Consider the following 15,268-nt stretch of genomic DNA (forward strand, 5'->3'; position numbering starts at 1 on the left):
ACCGGGCCGACGCGCTTGACCCCTTCATCGAGCACTACAACACTGAACGAATCCACTCAAGCCACGGGCTCACGCCCGCGGCCCGAGTGTCACCAACGTCATGACCCAGTACAGCTAGAGCGCGCGGTCTAGGTGAGCGACCAGCCGTGCAGGATGAGCACGGGCGCGGTTCTCGGCCCGGTCGTACTCGACGACCTGCCTGAGGATCCCTAGGCGGTCGGGATCCGCGTGGCGTGCCGTCGATGGGGACAGCCTCGGCAGGGACGCGCGGATACGAGCAGGAGAGGACCAGTGGCGGAGGTCGGCGCGGGTTTCGCGGCTGGTGTGGCGGTTCGACGCCACGCGGAGGAGGACGGGTGTGGCGGGGTGCTTGGCGAGCTCCGCGAGCTCGGCGGGCGACTGAGAGAACCGGGCCATCGCGGCGAGAATCGCGATCCGCACGCTGCGCGTCTCGCTGTCCTCGCTGCGGAGCAGCGAGGCACGCTCGGCGTCGGTCAGCACCGGGTGCAGGACGAGTGCCGCTCGCACCGCCCGGCCAGGCTTGCGCGACAGCAGCGCGCGCACAGCGTCGTGCGGCGTCCGGGGGTTGAGGATGGCGGCGGCGCGCACGTTCTCGTGCGGGTCGCGGAGGTACTGGCGGAGCTTCTGCGGGTCCCTCTCACTGGCGACGTTCATCACGAGGCAGTTCCTTCCATCGGGTCACGGGCAGGTGTCGAGGGTGTGGTCGATAGCGGCGCGGTCGGCGTCGTCGATCGTGAGCTCGTACGTGCTCAGAACGTACGCGAATCGGGTGACATAGAGGCAGTCATAGCCGGCGGCCGGCGGGAGCCACGTCGCCGGCCCCTGGTCCGACTTCGCCTCGTTCGTCGGACCATCGACGGCCTGCAGGTTGTTGACGTCCGTCGCAAGCTGCTCGCAGCGCTCCCCGCTCCAGGCGGCGGCGCCGTGCTGCCACGCCCACCTGGGGGGAACGAGGTGGTCGATCTGCACCGCCGCGCTCGTCGCCTTCCCCCGGGTGAAGTCGATGCCCTTCCCCGTGTAGACGTCGGCCAGGTGCCCCATGGCCACGGTGCAGCCGGGATCCGCCTTCGTGAACGTGACCGCCGTGAGATCACGCGCCAGGACGTCGTTCCGCTGGTCGCACCCGTTGTGATCGGTGTCCGCCCAGGACGGCCCGTAGGCCGCCCGGTCGTAGGCCGGCGTCCTCACGTGCGTGTCCGCCGGCAGCTTGTCGACGAGCGACCGCACCGCGGCCGCGTCGACCACTCCCCCGCGCACGAGGCCCGCGGCCGTCAAGGCGTCGACCACGGGACCGCTCGCGGCCGGCACCTGCGCCGCGTCGACGGCCGACGCCTGGGCGTCATCTTGCGCCTGCGGGTGCACGAGGTCGACGGCGTAGTAGCCGCCGGCGAGGCTGCCGAGGCCGAGGAGCGCGGCGGCGGCGAAGTAGACGCGTCGTGTGCGGGGCGTCATCGAGCCCTGCTCCCGATCGCGAGGACGACGATGACGCCGCCGACGACGACCGACACGGCGAGGAAGGTCCCCTCGGACATGTGGGCTTCGGCCGAGAGGCGGCGGATCATCTCGCTCACGCCGTTCACCACCAGGAGCACAGCCGCGCCGCCCGCGCCCCACTTCCCGCCGACCTCGCTGAGCAGGAACGTGACCCCGAGGATGACGATGCCGCCGAGGTAGATCCCGAGGACGGCCGGCTCGGAGGGGATGTACGCCGCGATCGTGCTGAGCGTCACTGTCCAGATGAGGGCGGGCACGAGGGACGCGATCCCCATGATCGCCCCGTCCCCGCTCATACGGATGGCGAAGCGGAGCACGCCGACGTAGACGACCGCCCAGGCAACGCACCACACCAGGGCGATCGTCCACGGGTACCACGTGGTCCAGTCGGAGTAGTACCGCGCCGGGACGTCGCTGGCGGCGGCCGCGTGCGGTAGAGCTCCGAGGATCGCGAGGGGGTGCAGGTTGGAGGTCAGCATGGGGCTCCCTTCGGTGTGATGTAGGCGCTCACGTGGCGGGCCGTGCGGAGAGCATCACGGATCCGAGTGCACGCCGGCACGACTTGCTCGAGCTCTTCGGCCGCGGCGGTGAAGGCCTCGTAGCGACACCCGTCCTCGTCGTTGACGAGGACATGGCGCGGGTGCAGGTTCATGCCCTTCTGCACCTCTGCTTCGAACTCGGGGGAGCTGGTGGCCGCGTCGAGGTCGCCCCGCGCTTCGAGGACGATCCGTGCGCCGAACGGCTCGGGCCACCACGGATCGACGGTCGAGCCGGCGGTCTCGCGGTACGCCCGGTCTACGGCCGCCGAGTGCTCGGCCAGGACTTCGGCGGCCCGCGCCGCCCGCGCCTCGTTCGCGGCTGCATCGCAGCCGGAGACGCCGAACGTCAGGGCCGCGGCGAGGTCTTCGGTGGAGCGCCATTCGCTCATGGGTTCTCCTTGCTGGTGAGCTTCATCGGTTCGTCGCCCCACGGGTCGACCTGGACGTGCTGGTGGTTGCAGGTGTCGGGGAACTGCTTCATCGGCAGGTCGAGACTCGTGCCGGCGTTCGCGCGGCAATCGGACTGGCCGACGCCGGATCCGTCGGGCATGACGGGCGCGAGGGCGCGGAGGAGCTTGATCGCGTTCGGGTCGGCGCCGGTGGTGGGGGTGCCGTCGAAGGCGTAGAAGTCGACGGCGTGGCCGCCGCCGTTGACCACGTGCGCGGACGCATCGCCGGCCCCCGGCCGCTGCCCGCTGCACAGGCGGTTGACGTCGGAGATCCCGATAGACCGGAACGTCTGCGTGGCGACGGTGATGACCTGGAGGACCCGGACGTCGATGCCGCAGTTCGGCTTCGGCTGCCCGGCGGCGATGGCCTGCACCTCGGGGAAGTGCGAGGGCGACAGCCACGTGATCGTGCCCTGGTTCGTGAGGTCGACGAGGTGCTGCGCGAGCTGCTGCGCGTTGCCCGAGACGGTGGCGGCCGCGGCCTCCGTGCACGCCGTGTCCGAGCCCGTGAGGGCGCTCACGACGGCCTGTGCCGGCTCGAACCAGCGCGTGTAGTGGTCCGGGTCCTGGTTCCGCTGCACGGCGTGCGCGGCGGCCGTGGGCGTCATCGACGGCCAGTTGGGGACCTTCACCAGGCGCTCGAAGAAGAACGTGGCGGCCTGCGCGGGGTTCATGCGCTGCTCCAGCGTGCCCCACGTGTCGCGCTGCTGGAACAGACCGCGGGAGTCCGGGCCGGCCGCGTCCCCGTACTCGATGTTTCGGAGCCCGGACTCGCCCATCGCGGTCATCACCCCGACGATCTGCCCCTGTGAGCTCACGCCGAGCGCGGCGCCCGCGTTGATGATGCTGGCGGCGTTGACGAGCTGGTCGCCGGAGTAACCGGCGACGGGATCGTGCGCCTTCGCCGCGTCGATGCTGGCCGACCCGACCGTGCAGCCGGATCCGCCTCCTGGCGCGGCGAACACGACAGAGACCATGGCGACGATCGCGGCGAACACGACACAGACCCCCGTGGCAGTCACGGCCAGGAACTTCTTCATCGCATGTCCGCCGGTCAGCGCCCGAGGGCGTCCGCGGAGTCGCCCATCATCGCCTGGTCGCTGTCGGTCAGCACCTTCTCCCACTCGGAGCGGAGGTGCTCGACCTCGGTCTCGGGCATGTCCGCGATCTTCGCGATGCAGTGCCCCGTCCGAAGCCCCATCAGGAGCTTGGTGGTGTCCTGGTCGAGGTTGAACGTCCGCTGCGCCCACGAGGCATCCTGCTCGTGCTCCTGGCGGAAGATGTAGGCCGTCTGCGCCTCCTGGATCACGGTCACCCCGGCGGAGTCCGGCGGGATGTCCGAGCCCTTGTGCATGATGAAGATGTTCGACATGCCGAGCGATCGGGACAGCTTCTCGTTCGACTGGATGAGGCCCACGGACGGGCCGCCGATCATGTGCCAGCCCTCCTCGTAGATCACGTTCGTCGCCCAGCCGGCCTCGTCCTTGATCCGGCCCAGCATCCACATGTTCGCCGCGGCCATGACGATCGGGATGACGGCGCCGTCCGCGGGGAGCTGGGAGATGTCGAACGTCGTGAGCTTGTGCGTGAGGTCGACCTGCGAGCTCGTCTCGCCGTCGAAGACACCGCCGTACGTCTCGAGAAGGTCGTTCAGCACGTGGCTGATCGAGAGGCCGGCCTGGTGCAGCCGCTCGCGCGACCGCAGGGAGTAGTCCCCGCGGTGAGGGTCGACGGCGCCGAGCCGGGCCGAGAGGTCAGCGAGGGTCGGTACCCGTGTGTCCTCGTGGTCAGCGAGCAGCGAGCGGAGCGCGAGTCGGAGCGCCTGGTCCTCCCAGCCGGCCTCCTCCACCGAGGCGACCGTCCCGCTGCTGCGGTGCCGGTGGAGCTGGATCACCGTGTCCAGCATGAGCTTCTGCCCCTGCATCCCATCGACGCGCGTGATCGCCGGGTCCAGCACGTTGATGACCCGGCCCTCGCCCGTCGCGCCGTTGGCGAGGAACCGGAACGGCTCGTTCCCCAGCTCTCGCGTGAGCTCGGCATGCTCGCACTCGCCGCCCCTGTCCTTCTTGGAGAACACGACCGCGCGCCGCTTGCGAAGCATCAACGGCTTCGTGATGAGGTTGCACGTCACCCACGAGGACTTCCCCGCTCCCGTCTGCCCGAGGACGACGACGTTCGGTGACGTGAGACCGCGCGGAGTGCGGCGGTAGGCCGTGATCGGGTCGTGGGCGAAGGCGGTGCGCGTCAGCGTGTCGCGGCCGTTCACGATGCCATCGAACCCGGTCGGTGCGCCGAAGTGCGCGGTGGCCACGATCTCCGCCTGCCGAGTCGTGGACGCTGCCCCCTGGTGCGCGGGTGCGTACCAGCCCCGCCGAGCTCGGGATGCGGACTGCCACCCATCCGGTCGGAGCTGGCTCCCGGGCACCTCCCACGGCGCGAGCTCGCCGGCCGCGGCCGCATGCGCGGACACCTCCTCAACGTCGCTCACGAACACCTCCGGCGGCAGGAACCGATTCACGACCGGAACGCGGGTGAGCCGCGACGCGCGGCGCTGCAGCGCGATCACCTCGTGCTCCGTGTCGCCGATCGTCGCCGCCCGCTGCGCCTTGGCCTGTCGTCCGCTCATGTCAGTGCTTCCTTCTGCCGGCGGCCGGAGATACCGGCCTCGATACGAGACCCGATCGGCACCTGCGGGGGCTTCTGCCCGCGGGCAATCGGGTAAGTGCAGCCGGACGCGGCCGCCGCGAACGAGTCCTGCCAGTCCAGCCGTGCGATCCCGACATCGGTCGCGCACACGTCCTCCAGTCGGCTCGACGCCCGCTTGAGCTCAGCGAGCGACCGGGCCGAGATGGTCACGAACCCGACCCACTCGACCCCGTGGTGACCGGTGCCCGGCGCGACGTCGGCCGCGCGGTGCTCCGCGCCCGTCATCTCCAACCTCAGCGTCCCGTCCTCCAGGCCGGTCTTGTTCTCGCGCGCGATCCGCTCCGCCGCCGCGAGCACCCGGGTCTGCTGCGCGTCGGCACGCGCCTGGACCGCCGGCACGAACCGCAGGTGAAACGCCACGGACCGGACCATCTGGAGGTCAGCGCTATGCAGGACTTTGAGCATCCAGAACGGATCGCGCGCCTGGTCCTGCATGTTCTCGGCGAGGATCGCCGCCGTGCGGTGGAACCATTGCGTCCGCCGGCCGGTGTCTGGCTCGACGTCCTCGACGATGTGCGCGGAGAACTCGTCGTGCGACGGCAGGCCGGGCGAGGCGAGCGGGTCGATACGCTTCGCGGCCTCGATCCCCAAGCTCGGGTTCTGCTGGTGCCGCATGAGCGCCACCACCTCACGAGCCTCGAGGACTCGCACCTTCCCGAGGCGCGCGTCGGACAGCCCTGCGGCGGCTCGCGGGATCTCCTCGTCCATGAGCCTGCGCCACCCGTCGCGGCCCTCGCCGTACGCGGCTGCCCGCTCGCGGAACGCGCCCGACACCGGCCACTTGCAGATGATGAAGTGGCGCTGCGTCATCGCGTCCTCGGTGCACAGGAGCAGCACTTCCTCGTAGGACGCCTTCATCCGCTCGAACGCCTCCACGAACTTCGACGTCCAGGTCCCATCGTTCTGATCGAGCTCCAACTGCGCCCACCGCGACTGTCGCGCCGCCGCGGGCGGCAGCACCCGCGTGAGCGTCTGCACGCCCCGCAACAGCGAGCCCTCCGACGCCCGATTCGCCTGGAATCGACCCCACGCCTCCGCGGCGTCATTCGCCCGCGCCGTGGACTCGATACCGCGCATCTGCCCTGTCACGCTGAACACGACGGACAGGTACTCCTCCTCGCCGCGCGGAGAGTGCCACGCAACGGCCGGCGCTCCTCGCGCAGACACGAGCCACCCCATCCCGTCGGCGCCGTCCGGCGCCCACCGCATGCGGCGGAGCGCCCGACGGGCCGCCTGCTGCTCCTTCTTCTCGCCGGACCGCACCGCGGCGGTCAGCTGGTCCCACGTCGCGATGTCGTAGGGCACGAACGCATCCGTCCCCGTCGCCCGCCGAGCGCGCATCCGCGCCGAGCGGCGGCGCCGATCCAACAGCGAGCCGTGCTGACCACCGATCGTCACCAGAAGGGCCGTCATCGCGGCGAGGACCCCGCCGATGATGACCCAGATGCTGTGCGTCACCGCGACCGCGACCGCCGTCCCCAGACCGATGAGGATCAGCAGCGCCAGGCGCGTCTTCGAGACCGTGCCCGTCAGCCGCCCACGGCGGCGCGTGTTCTCACCCCCGATGTGCCGGGTCAGTAGCTCGTCGGTCGTCATCACCGCTCCTCGTCGTGGTCGTCGATGTGCTTGCTCACGTGATCGGCGGCCGTGGTGGCCGTGCGCTTCGCGGCGTCCTGGACGCTCTTGGCCGCCTTCGCACCCGCGACGACGGCGCACGCCGCGCCACCGGTTCCAGCCGTCGCCACAGCGGCGGCGCCCTTCTTCGCGGCCGACATCGCGGCCGCCTTCTTCGCCGCGTCACCCGCCTGCGAGGCCTTCGCGGCCGGGGAGGCTGCGTGCACGCCCTTCTTGGGCGCTCCCGCGGCCGGTGATCCTGCGCTCTGCGCCGGCGAGGCCGTGTTCCCGGGGCCTGAGGCGGGGTCGCGCTGCCGCTCCTGCATGCGTCGGCGCACGTCGTCCATGGTCCGGTTGTTGCCCGGTGCCGGCGTACGCTCGCTCGACGCCGGCAGGCCGCCCTGCGGCAGGATCGGCGCGAACTTGTAGAGCATGAACGGGACGAACGCGACCATCAGCGTTGCGAGCGTGGCCGCCGCGAGATTCACCGTGGCTTGGATCGCCTCGACGCCGAACCAATTCGAGCTGATCGTGGACACCACGAACATGGAAACGAGCATGAACAGGAATATCAGCAACGGGTGGCCGATGAGCGTAGCGAACCACACGCCGACAATCTTCAACGCGAACGTGCGCCGGTTCTTGTCAATGAGCCACATGAGCCCAAGCGGTAGCAGTGCGCCCATGAAATACAGCATGAGATATTGAATGATCTGCATTATCAGCACCATGAACAGGCTCAGCACCTGCGCCAGCATGAGGCACAGCGCCACGACGACATTCCCGGCAATTGACGACGGAACGGCGGAGGTCGTAACCCCCTTAATTACCTCGGCCATCGTCTGCCCGGCGAGCTTCGCCGTGCCCCACTCGATGATGCTGCTCTCAAGTGCAGCGGTGATCTGGACGAGTAGGACACCGATCGACGGCCCAAAGGCCGCCCCACCGAGAAATATAAGGAAGTTCTTTCCTACCGCGTCAAACATATCACTCACACCCTGCCGGCCGACGGTAGTCCGATATATTTGAACCATGAGCAGGATCATCGCGAATGTAATTGAGATCGCGAACGACGCCTTATAGACACTGGTGAACCAGTCGGCGTTCAGGTCCGGCAGGGTCGTCTTGGCCGCAGCGGAGAGCACCGTGTCAGCCAGGCTCGATGCCGAGTCCTGGGCCTTCTGGTAGAGGTACCCCAGCGGATCCGAGCCCACGGAGATCACGGTGTGCGCGGTGTCAGCGGCGCCCTTCGCCGCGCCAGCGACGCCCTTAATGATCGCTGCGTCACCGTTTATGGTGTCCTTGACCGCATCGCCAATAGCCTGACCTGCACACCCAAGAGGTCCCGCGTCGCATTCGCTTGCCATCAGCACCCTCCCGTATAACGGATTCCACCCTGCGCGAGCAGGTTCTGGTCGAGCAATTTGCCACTCAAAACATGCCAGGCACCATTTGACCACTTCATAACGAGTGCAATTCCTGCGACCTTGGAGGGACTGAGGGCGCCATCGACGACATACCCAGCAGCGAGATTTACCGTCACTTGATCCGCCGACGAGTCCGCACCCACGGCCCACAATCCGTTCGTCGTAGAAATATGAAACGGGGTCCCTGCTGAGACGACGCCGTGGCTCGGGTCGTTTCCTGCGGCAGCGTACTCAGAGGCGATATCTTTCCACGCAGGCGAGGCGTCGGCGGATATCACGTTAGCGGAGATGGCATTGATATCGTCAACTTCGGGATCGGGGTATTGCCACAGCCAGCGGTGAAATGCCGCCGCAACTTCGACGGCCCCGTAGGTCGTGTGCGGAGCCTCCTTCTGAGCGGTGAGGACCATTGCGGCATTTCGGTCTAGACCGCCGAGGCAGCCCGTGGGGGCCACTCCGGGGTCGTCGTCACCGGCACCGGACGCGGGCGCGCTCGCCTCGGGTGCAGGCGTGACGGCCGACGTGGAGGCCGGGGCCGGCACGTTGCTCGGCTTGACCTGGCTGTAGAGCACCATCCCGCCGATGACGAGCACCGCCGTGCCTCCGATGACCCACGGCCAGCGCGAGAGCCCGGTCGTTTCGCTACGCATGCGCATGACGGGTCCTAGAGGCTCACGAAGAAGAGGACGGCGCCGACGATCACGCCCAGCGCCGCGAGCACGCCGAACGCTGAGCCGGAGACGATCGTCCCGCTCTTGGCGTCCTGGTACTTCTGCGGGTTGCCGCTCGCTCCGCCGCTCATGGCCATGCGACCGAGACCGAGCATCGACGCGAGGACAGAGGCGATGAGCATGAGGCCCCAGATGCCGGCGAGGATCTTCTGCCAGAGCTGGTTAAACTTGGTTCCGAAGATGGAGAAGTCCGGGACGATGTTGTCGAGCGGGTTCGGGATCCCGCCCTCGGCGAGGACGGTGATGTGGCCCATCGGGTTGGGCATGGTGCCGGCGGCGACGGCGGTGAAGTGGTCGGCGATGAGGTGCAGCGTGGACATGGGTTCTCCCCTGGTCGTGACGGTCTGTGTAGTGGGACGCGCGCCGGTCAGGCGCGGCGGGTGACGACGCTGTTCAGCGTCTCGATGACCGCGGCGGCCGCGAAGGTGAAGGCGTCGCGGGTGGCCGGCTGGAGTCGGCTCAGCGTGAGCTCCCCCCGGTCGGCGATGTGCTGGTCGTAGGGGATCGTGAATAGGCGGCGCACGCCGGCCTGCGCGAGCGATGCGTCGACCCGCTCGACGATCTCCGGGTGCTCGGTGCGTCCATCTGTGAGCCGAACGGCGATCGCACTGGCCGCGAGCTCGCGGGCGTGCGAATCGCCCTCGCGCAGGCCCTCGACGAGCCGTAGAGCGTGCTCGGCGCTGTCGGCAGCGCCCATGACCGGGATCACCAGGACGTCGGCGGCCTCGACGGCTGCCAGGAACGCGGCGGAAGTCGCGTCGTTGCCGGTGTCCAACACGCGGATCTTGTAGAACTCCCCCGTCTTGGCGATGACGGCGCGCACGTCGTCTCGAGTGAGGGTCGCCCGGCGGCCCGTCGATCCGATCACGGACGCGAACGAGGTCTGCGGCTTCGTGTACCCATCGAGGGCACCGGCGCTGGTGATGGTGTCCACCTTCTGCACGAGCTCACCGATGCCGAGCGCTGGGTCGCCCTCGGCGCGGTAGGCGAGCATGCCGGGAGCGTCGGCGAGCTCGGGGATCACGACGAACCCGCCGCGGACGGCCGCGAGCGTGCCTCCGAGCAGCAGAGAGACGGTGGTCTTCCCCATGCCACCGCCGGGGTTCGCGACCAGCACCGACACGGGCCGCGTCCAGGTGGACTGACGGATCAAGGTCTCTGCGGCGAATCGGTTGCGGTCCAGCGCGAGGGCTTCCCGCTCTGCCTCGTTCGGGCCGATCGGCAGTCCGAGCTTCGCGAGCACCCCGCGGACGCCGGTCGAAGCGCGGGCAGCCGGCGCGGCGACAGCGACGCCCTCGCCACGGAGGGCGCTTCGCGCGACGGCGACCCCCTGCGGCTCCACGACCGGCCCCGACCGGGGAGGGATGGTCGGGGCCGGCGTGGACGGCTCCGAGAGCTGCACGAGCGGGGATGGGCCCGCTTCCTGCGCAGCGGAGCCCGCCACCTCAGCCGGCGCAGTGTGCTGCTCCGCGGGCTGAGGGGATGACGACGCCTCGGCGGACCGCCGACGCAGAGCCGGCACCCCCTCCGATGGCGCCAAGTCCTCGTCGATGAACTCGTTCACCTGATCTGCGGTCCCGAAGACCTTCGGCGTCCCGCTTCCGAATCCGGACATGTTGCACCCTCCCCTTGATCGTGCTGCACATTTAGACGCCCCCCATGCGAGCGCCACGGGATCAGGTGTACAGCACTCCACCGACATAGGCAATTGTGCGGCGCAACGGCATATTTACCCATGCGGGGAATGCTATGAGGCATGCGAGGCGGCTGAACGGACCGCTTGCGTAGATTGCCGTAAGCGATCACGGCGGTAGCGTGATCCAGAACACGGAACAATCCGTGGCATGCCGGAGGATCTGATGCGCCAGAGGGACGCCCCCGACAACGTGAGCGGGATGCAGGTCGTTCTCCAGGCGCAATCGCGCGTGCTCGTGCTGCGGCACCTGCTCCGAGGGCCGGCGACGTTCGACGAGCTACTGAGGGAGCTCGACATGTCCGTGGCGGGGTGCCGGCAGGCGATCTACGTCCTCACCGAGGCCGGCTACGTCACCGACGACGCCGATCCCTCCTACCGCCGCAAGCCCTCGGAGACGAAGTACTGGGCTCTGCGCGAGCGGGTAGCCGGCGACGCCCTCGACTTCGTGAAGTACCTGCTGAGCTGATCGCGACCGTTACAGGCCGTACCGCTGGCGGGCCTGCCCGACGACGCGCTCGCACGCCGCGATCCACTCGCTCGGGAGCGAGTGCCGAGCGGCACCCCACTGGGTCTCCTGCTCAGGTCGCCAGGAGGACCACCACTCCCCCACCGGCACGGCCGGCGCTGTGGCCGTCGTCGTGAACTCCACGCACACCGGATCCGGCTCGTCGTCGGCGATGAACTCGGCCGTGGAGGGCCATGCCGTCGCCGGCCAGCGGCCCGCGCTGTGCTCCTGGAGCTGCACTTCCAGCCCGATCCATGCGTCCGCTGCCGCTGCGGGGGGCTGCTCGCCCTCGTCGGCCTCCTCGTCGACGTCGACGGCCGGCACGTAGGCGTCGGGGCGGCTGGTGAGCACTTCGGGCGGGATCGCGCGGAAGGGCGTGTGGAGGCCGCCCTGGATGAGGTAGAACGCTCCATCCCAGGCCTCGCGGACGTCCTGCGGGGCAATCGCGTAGGTGTCCTGGGCGCGGCCGGTGTTGAGCTCGGCGCCCTCGGTCGCGTCCCCGGACGCCTCCATGCGCTTGACGGTACCGGCGAGCGACACGGCCGCCTCGGGCGACTTGGAACGGCCGATGACGACCGCGATCCCCGAGCTGCTGAGTCGATCGCGGAACGTGAGATCACCCGAGATACCGGGGAGGGACTGGGCGGCGAGGACCAGGCCCACACCCTGCGAGCGTCCCGTCTCAGCCAGCGACGCGGCGAGGTCTCCCGGGTCGGTGGTGGTCGAGACGAGCTGTGCGAACTCGTCGACCACGCACAGCATGCGTCGCGGCTCGGTGAGCGCACCGAGCCACTGCCGGAGGTCCGCGAGCATCACGTCGCCGAGGATCCGCTCGGCCGCGAGTGCCGGCCGGATCGGCACGAGGCGAACGTCGGCGCCGAGGTCGTCGAACGTCCACCCGTCCTCGCCCAGGAAGGGGGCGAGGTTGCGCATCCGACCGCGGATCTTCGCCCCCGCACGCATGGCCTTCGTGGTCCCGCTCTTGTCGACCGGGGCGCTGAAGTCGTTGAGCGACTGCGAGCTCAGCCACCGAGGGAGCTCGATCAGGCGCGTCTCGAGATCCTGCATGGACCGAAGCGGGGCCTTGACCTGGAGGAGGTCGAGCAGATCGCGAGCCTCGTCGCTGTAGAACTGCCCCTCCCCCGCGCTCTCCCCCACGACGCGCATGATCTTCTCGGTGATCTGCGCCGCGGATCCCGTGAACAGGTTCCAGCGACCGCCGATCTGCACGGTGCGCCCCATCTTGCGGAGCATGCCCGCCAACCGCTCGGCGTCGGCGGCGATGCCCTTCCCGTCGATCAACACCACCGGCGCCTTCATCATCACGGCGCACAGCACCCACACCCACAACAGCACGGTCTTCCCCGCGCCGGCCTCGCCGAGCAGCAGCACGCGCCACGCGCTCGAGTCCTCGGGCCACTTCACGAAGCGGCCACCCTTGGCCGTCCAGTCCCGCACCAACGACTTGTCGGCAAGCCGCTCGCGCCAGGTCCGCACCGTCGGGCGCTGGATGAGCCCGAAGACCCACTCCCCGTGCCGCGCGTACGGCGCCCGGCCGGGGCGCGAGCTCGCGATGCGCTGCGACACCGGCAGCCCGAGCACCCACCGGGCGACACGTCCGATCTGCTTCGTGCCGACGATCTTGCCGTTCCGCGGATTCATCTGGAGCCGCAACTGCCCGGCGGCCGACCAGTCGGCCGCGCGCTTGCGGGCCTTCTCGACGTCCTCCTGCATCTTCACGTCCGGCAGGCGGCGCTCCAGCGTGCGGAGCGCGACTCGTCGGCGCCGAGCGGCGAACACGAGCGGGCCCAGACCCACCCCGGCGAGGAGCCCGAGGCCGCCAGCAACAAGGGCGTGGCCGCCGAAGACCTGCACCATCTGCGCGGGGGCCTCGTCTGCTCCCCCAGCAGCCAGCACCGGCAGGACGTCGCGGGCGGCGAGCCACCACATCACGGCCGTGAAGATCGCACCCCCGCCGATGACCCACGGCCACCACGTGACGGTGAGCCAGTAGCGCGTCTTCGTGATGATCCGACTCCCCGCGAACCATGCAACCAGGATCGGCACGACGAACGAACTCACCACGAGCACCACCGCCAACATGACCACGGTGATGAACCCCGAGTACGACGACACGAACATACAAATCCCCAAACTCACATAGTTACATTTGATGGAGCCCTGTTGCGCGGGTGCCTGTGTTGCTACATGGCCGGCGTGCGCCGAGTCAGGATCCGATGGACTGCTTGATGTAGGCGGTCAGATGATCCTTCATCGTGGTTCCGTTCGTCAGCGTCCACACCCTGTAGGCGCGGTGGAGCTCGGGTGTCACGTCGAAGGTCACGCGGGACGGCGTGCTCTTCGCTCCCTCGTCGGACGCGGGAGCAGGCGGCTCGGTCGGGGCGGAGGCCTCGGCCGGCGGTGCAATGCCGGGGTCCGGCACCGCGTCCACGTCCTTGTTGAAGACGCGATCCATGTCTGCTCGGCCCATCACTTGTTCCTTCCGTTGGCCCAGATGCTCGTGAGTTCGAGCGCGAGGGAGGAGAAGTCGCTGATCGCGTGGACGGTCTGGCGGCTCTCGGGGTACGTCGTCACGACGTCGCCCGCGGCGGGTGCGTCGGAGTGCACGACGTACTGGCGGATGACGGTGCGCAGCCTCGGGATTCCCATGTCATCGAGGCGGGCGATCGTCTCGTCGCGGCGCTTTTGCGATGCCTCGTCGCGTCCGACCCGGGACAGCAGGACGCGGTACGGCAGCCCGCGGGGCTCGATGACGGACTTGATCGTCCGCATGAGGGGTGTGACGCTCAACGGCTGCGGCTCCATGGGGACGATGACGAAGTCCGCGGAGTCAAGCACGAGGCCGGTGCGCTGGATCTCGCTCGGGGCGAGGCTGCCGGGGGTGTCGACGATGATCGTGTCGTAGTCCGATGCCCCTCGGAGCTGAGACAGGACCTCGGGTCTCGCGTCGTCGGTGAAGTCGAACGGCCAGGCCGTCGCGCCCTCGGCTTCGGATGCCTCGGCCCAGTCCGTGGCCGAGTGCTGCACGTGATCGGCGTCGACGACGAGGACCCGAGAGTGCTCGGCCGTGACGGCCGCGAGGTTGACCGCGATGGTGGTCTTCCCCACCCCGCCCTTCTGCTGCACGACAGCGACGATGCGCATGGTTTGCCTCCCGTGTAGGAACCATGGTTCATGGGAACCAGGTATCCCGTGTCTGTACGTACCAGCATACACACATACCCGGTCAACACGGTATGTAACTTCCTGTGCATGTGAGTCACATGGTACCTGTTACCCATGGTGCTTACATGGCCGTATGGGTCGGTAGCTACAAATGTAACTAGGGGAGTAGACCGCTCCTCTGAGGCCATGCCGTGCGCTCAGGCGGGGGTCTTCTCGAGCTGGAAGACGCGCTGTTTGGTGATGCCGAGGACGATGCCGGCCTCTTCGGCTGTCACGCCGGTGCTGCGGAGCTTCTTCACGACGTCGCGGCGGTGCGCGGCCGCGTCTGCCTGCGCCTGTCGGGCGGCGGCTTCCTCTTGCTCGGCGGCCTTCCATGCGGCCCAGAGCTCACTCGGGGGAGTGACGGTGACGTTCGTCGCGATCGAGTCGAAGTCCGCATCCGTCATGGCCTCGATGATGCCGCGGGCCTCGTAGTCGACCTCGGCGAGCTTGCGGGCCTGGCCCACGAGATCGAGCTCGGGGATGCGGAACAGCCACCACCGCCCCTCGCGCTCGACGGTGACCTCGTATGTGCGTACGTTCATCACTTCCATCCCTCCGGCATCGCGACGCCCTTGGCTTCCAACTGGGCGAGGACGCCCGGTGTGATCTCCTTGTGCCCGAACGGCACCGGGAGCGTCACGCTCCCGTCGGACGTGCCCCAGACCTCGTGACTGCCCTTCGCGTCCCGGATGTAGACCCATCCGGCAGCCCGTAGGTGCTTCTTCACATCTCGCGACTTCTGCGGCTTCATGAGTCTAGTATAGCCCGGGCTTGCCCCGCAAGGCAAGACCCGCCTTGCCTTTTTAGCGACTTTCTGTAGATCGTCGGCGGGATCGAGGGGGCCCGGCTCGGGTGTCG

17 protein-coding genes and 1 pseudogene are annotated in these 15,268 nt (G+C 68.8%); 2 read left to right on the forward strand and 16 right to left on the reverse strand.

Annotated features, from left to right (window positions below; genetic code table 11):
- A pseudogene (locus HDR73_RS12720) lies at positions 1–104 on the forward strand (IS481 family transposase); the annotation flags it as partial.
- Between the two features lie 10 nt (positions 105–114).
- Here HDR73_RS12720 and HDR73_RS12725 read toward each other — a convergent pair.
- From HDR73_RS12725 to HDR73_RS12775, 11 genes are read right to left on the reverse strand one after another with little or no spacing between them, the layout of a single operon-like run.
- Positions 115–675 carry a hypothetical protein gene (locus tag HDR73_RS12725; protein ID WP_133064130.1) on the reverse strand — a complete coding sequence of 187 codons (561 nt, stop codon included), beginning with the start codon at positions 673–675 and terminating at the stop codon, positions 115–117.
- A 24-nt stretch (positions 676–699) separates the two neighbouring features.
- Entirely contained in the window at positions 700–1,473 is a 774-nt protein-coding gene (locus HDR73_RS12730) for an HNH endonuclease family protein (RefSeq protein ID WP_012296858.1), read from the reverse strand.
- Positions 1,470–1,994, reverse strand: coding sequence for a hypothetical protein (locus tag HDR73_RS12735; RefSeq protein ID WP_012296857.1), 525 nt, complete (start codon positions 1,992–1,994; stop codon positions 1,470–1,472). The genes HDR73_RS12730 and HDR73_RS12735 overlap by 4 nt, the downstream gene beginning before the upstream one ends.
- Entirely contained in the window at positions 1,988–2,443 is a 456-nt protein-coding gene (locus HDR73_RS12740) for a hypothetical protein (protein WP_012296856.1), read from the reverse strand. The genes HDR73_RS12735 and HDR73_RS12740 overlap by 7 nt, the downstream gene beginning before the upstream one ends.
- Positions 2,440–3,543 (reverse strand): hypothetical protein, encoded by a 1,104-nt coding sequence (locus HDR73_RS12745; RefSeq protein WP_012296855.1) that lies wholly within the window; start codon positions 3,541–3,543, stop codon positions 2,440–2,442. The genes HDR73_RS12740 and HDR73_RS12745 overlap by 4 nt, the downstream gene beginning before the upstream one ends.
- A gap of 14 nt (positions 3,544–3,557) precedes the next feature.
- Positions 3,558–5,129, reverse strand: coding sequence for a putative type IV secretion/conjugal transfer ATPase (locus tag HDR73_RS12750; RefSeq protein ID WP_012296854.1), 1,572 nt, complete (start codon positions 5,127–5,129; stop codon positions 3,558–3,560).
- Entirely contained in the window at positions 5,126–6,805 is a 1,680-nt protein-coding gene (locus HDR73_RS12755) for a hypothetical protein (RefSeq protein WP_041465128.1), read from the reverse strand. The genes HDR73_RS12750 and HDR73_RS12755 overlap by 4 nt, the downstream gene beginning before the upstream one ends.
- The gene (locus tag HDR73_RS12760; protein ID WP_012296852.1) at positions 6,805–8,190 is read right to left on the reverse strand and encodes a hypothetical protein; all 1,386 of its coding nucleotides are present in this window, start codon (positions 8,188–8,190) and stop codon (positions 6,805–6,807) included. Before HDR73_RS12760 ends, HDR73_RS12755 begins: the two co-directional genes overlap by 1 nt.
- Positions 8,190–8,906 carry a hypothetical protein gene (locus HDR73_RS12765; RefSeq protein ID WP_012296851.1) on the reverse strand — a complete coding sequence of 239 codons (717 nt, stop codon included), beginning with the start codon at positions 8,904–8,906 and terminating at the stop codon, positions 8,190–8,192. The genes HDR73_RS12760 and HDR73_RS12765 overlap by 1 nt, the downstream gene beginning before the upstream one ends.
- Positions 8,907–8,914: 8 nt before the next feature.
- On the reverse strand, positions 8,915–9,301 hold the full coding sequence (locus HDR73_RS12770; protein ID WP_012296850.1) for a hypothetical protein: 387 nt from the start codon (positions 9,299–9,301) through the stop codon (positions 8,915–8,917).
- Positions 9,302–9,348: 47 nt separating this feature from the next.
- On the reverse strand, positions 9,349–10,323 hold the full coding sequence (locus tag HDR73_RS12775; RefSeq protein ID WP_287136459.1) for a MinD/ParA family ATP-binding protein: 975 nt from the start codon (positions 10,321–10,323) through the stop codon (positions 9,349–9,351).
- Between the two features lie 517 nt (positions 10,324–10,840).
- On the opposite strand from HDR73_RS12775, the gene HDR73_RS12780 reads away from it, so the two are divergent.
- Positions 10,841–11,143: a winged helix-turn-helix transcriptional regulator gene (locus HDR73_RS12780; protein WP_012296848.1), complete on the forward strand. Its 303-nt coding sequence runs from the start codon at positions 10,841–10,843 to the stop codon at positions 11,141–11,143.
- Between the two features lie 9 nt (positions 11,144–11,152).
- Here the strand turns inward: HDR73_RS12780 and HDR73_RS12785 are convergent, their stop codons facing one another.
- The 5 genes from HDR73_RS12785 to HDR73_RS12805 form a co-directional block, all read right to left on the reverse strand.
- Positions 11,153–13,324, reverse strand: coding sequence for a type IV secretory system conjugative DNA transfer family protein (locus HDR73_RS12785; protein WP_041465127.1), 2,172 nt, complete (start codon positions 13,322–13,324; stop codon positions 11,153–11,155).
- An 85-nt stretch (positions 13,325–13,409) separates the two neighbouring features.
- Positions 13,410–13,673 (reverse strand): hypothetical protein, encoded by a 264-nt coding sequence (locus HDR73_RS12790; protein ID WP_012296846.1) that lies wholly within the window; start codon positions 13,671–13,673, stop codon positions 13,410–13,412.
- The gene (locus HDR73_RS12795) at positions 13,673–14,347 is read right to left on the reverse strand and encodes a ParA family protein (protein WP_012296845.1); all 675 of its coding nucleotides are present in this window, start codon (positions 14,345–14,347) and stop codon (positions 13,673–13,675) included. Before HDR73_RS12795 ends, HDR73_RS12790 begins: the two co-directional genes overlap by 1 nt.
- Before the next feature lie 218 nt (positions 14,348–14,565).
- Entirely contained in the window at positions 14,566–14,952 is a 387-nt protein-coding gene (locus tag HDR73_RS12800) for a hypothetical protein (protein WP_041465126.1), read from the reverse strand.
- Positions 14,952–15,161 carry a type II toxin-antitoxin system HicA family toxin gene (locus HDR73_RS12805; RefSeq protein WP_012296843.1) on the reverse strand — a complete coding sequence of 70 codons (210 nt, stop codon included), beginning with the start codon at positions 15,159–15,161 and terminating at the stop codon, positions 14,952–14,954. The genes HDR73_RS12800 and HDR73_RS12805 overlap by 1 nt, the downstream gene beginning before the upstream one ends.
- Between the last annotated feature and the right edge of the window lie 107 nt (positions 15,162–15,268).

This window comes from Clavibacter sp. (assembly GCF_014802555.1).
Taxonomy (GTDB): Bacteria; Actinomycetota; Actinomycetes; order Actinomycetales; family Microbacteriaceae; genus Clavibacter; species Clavibacter sepedonicus.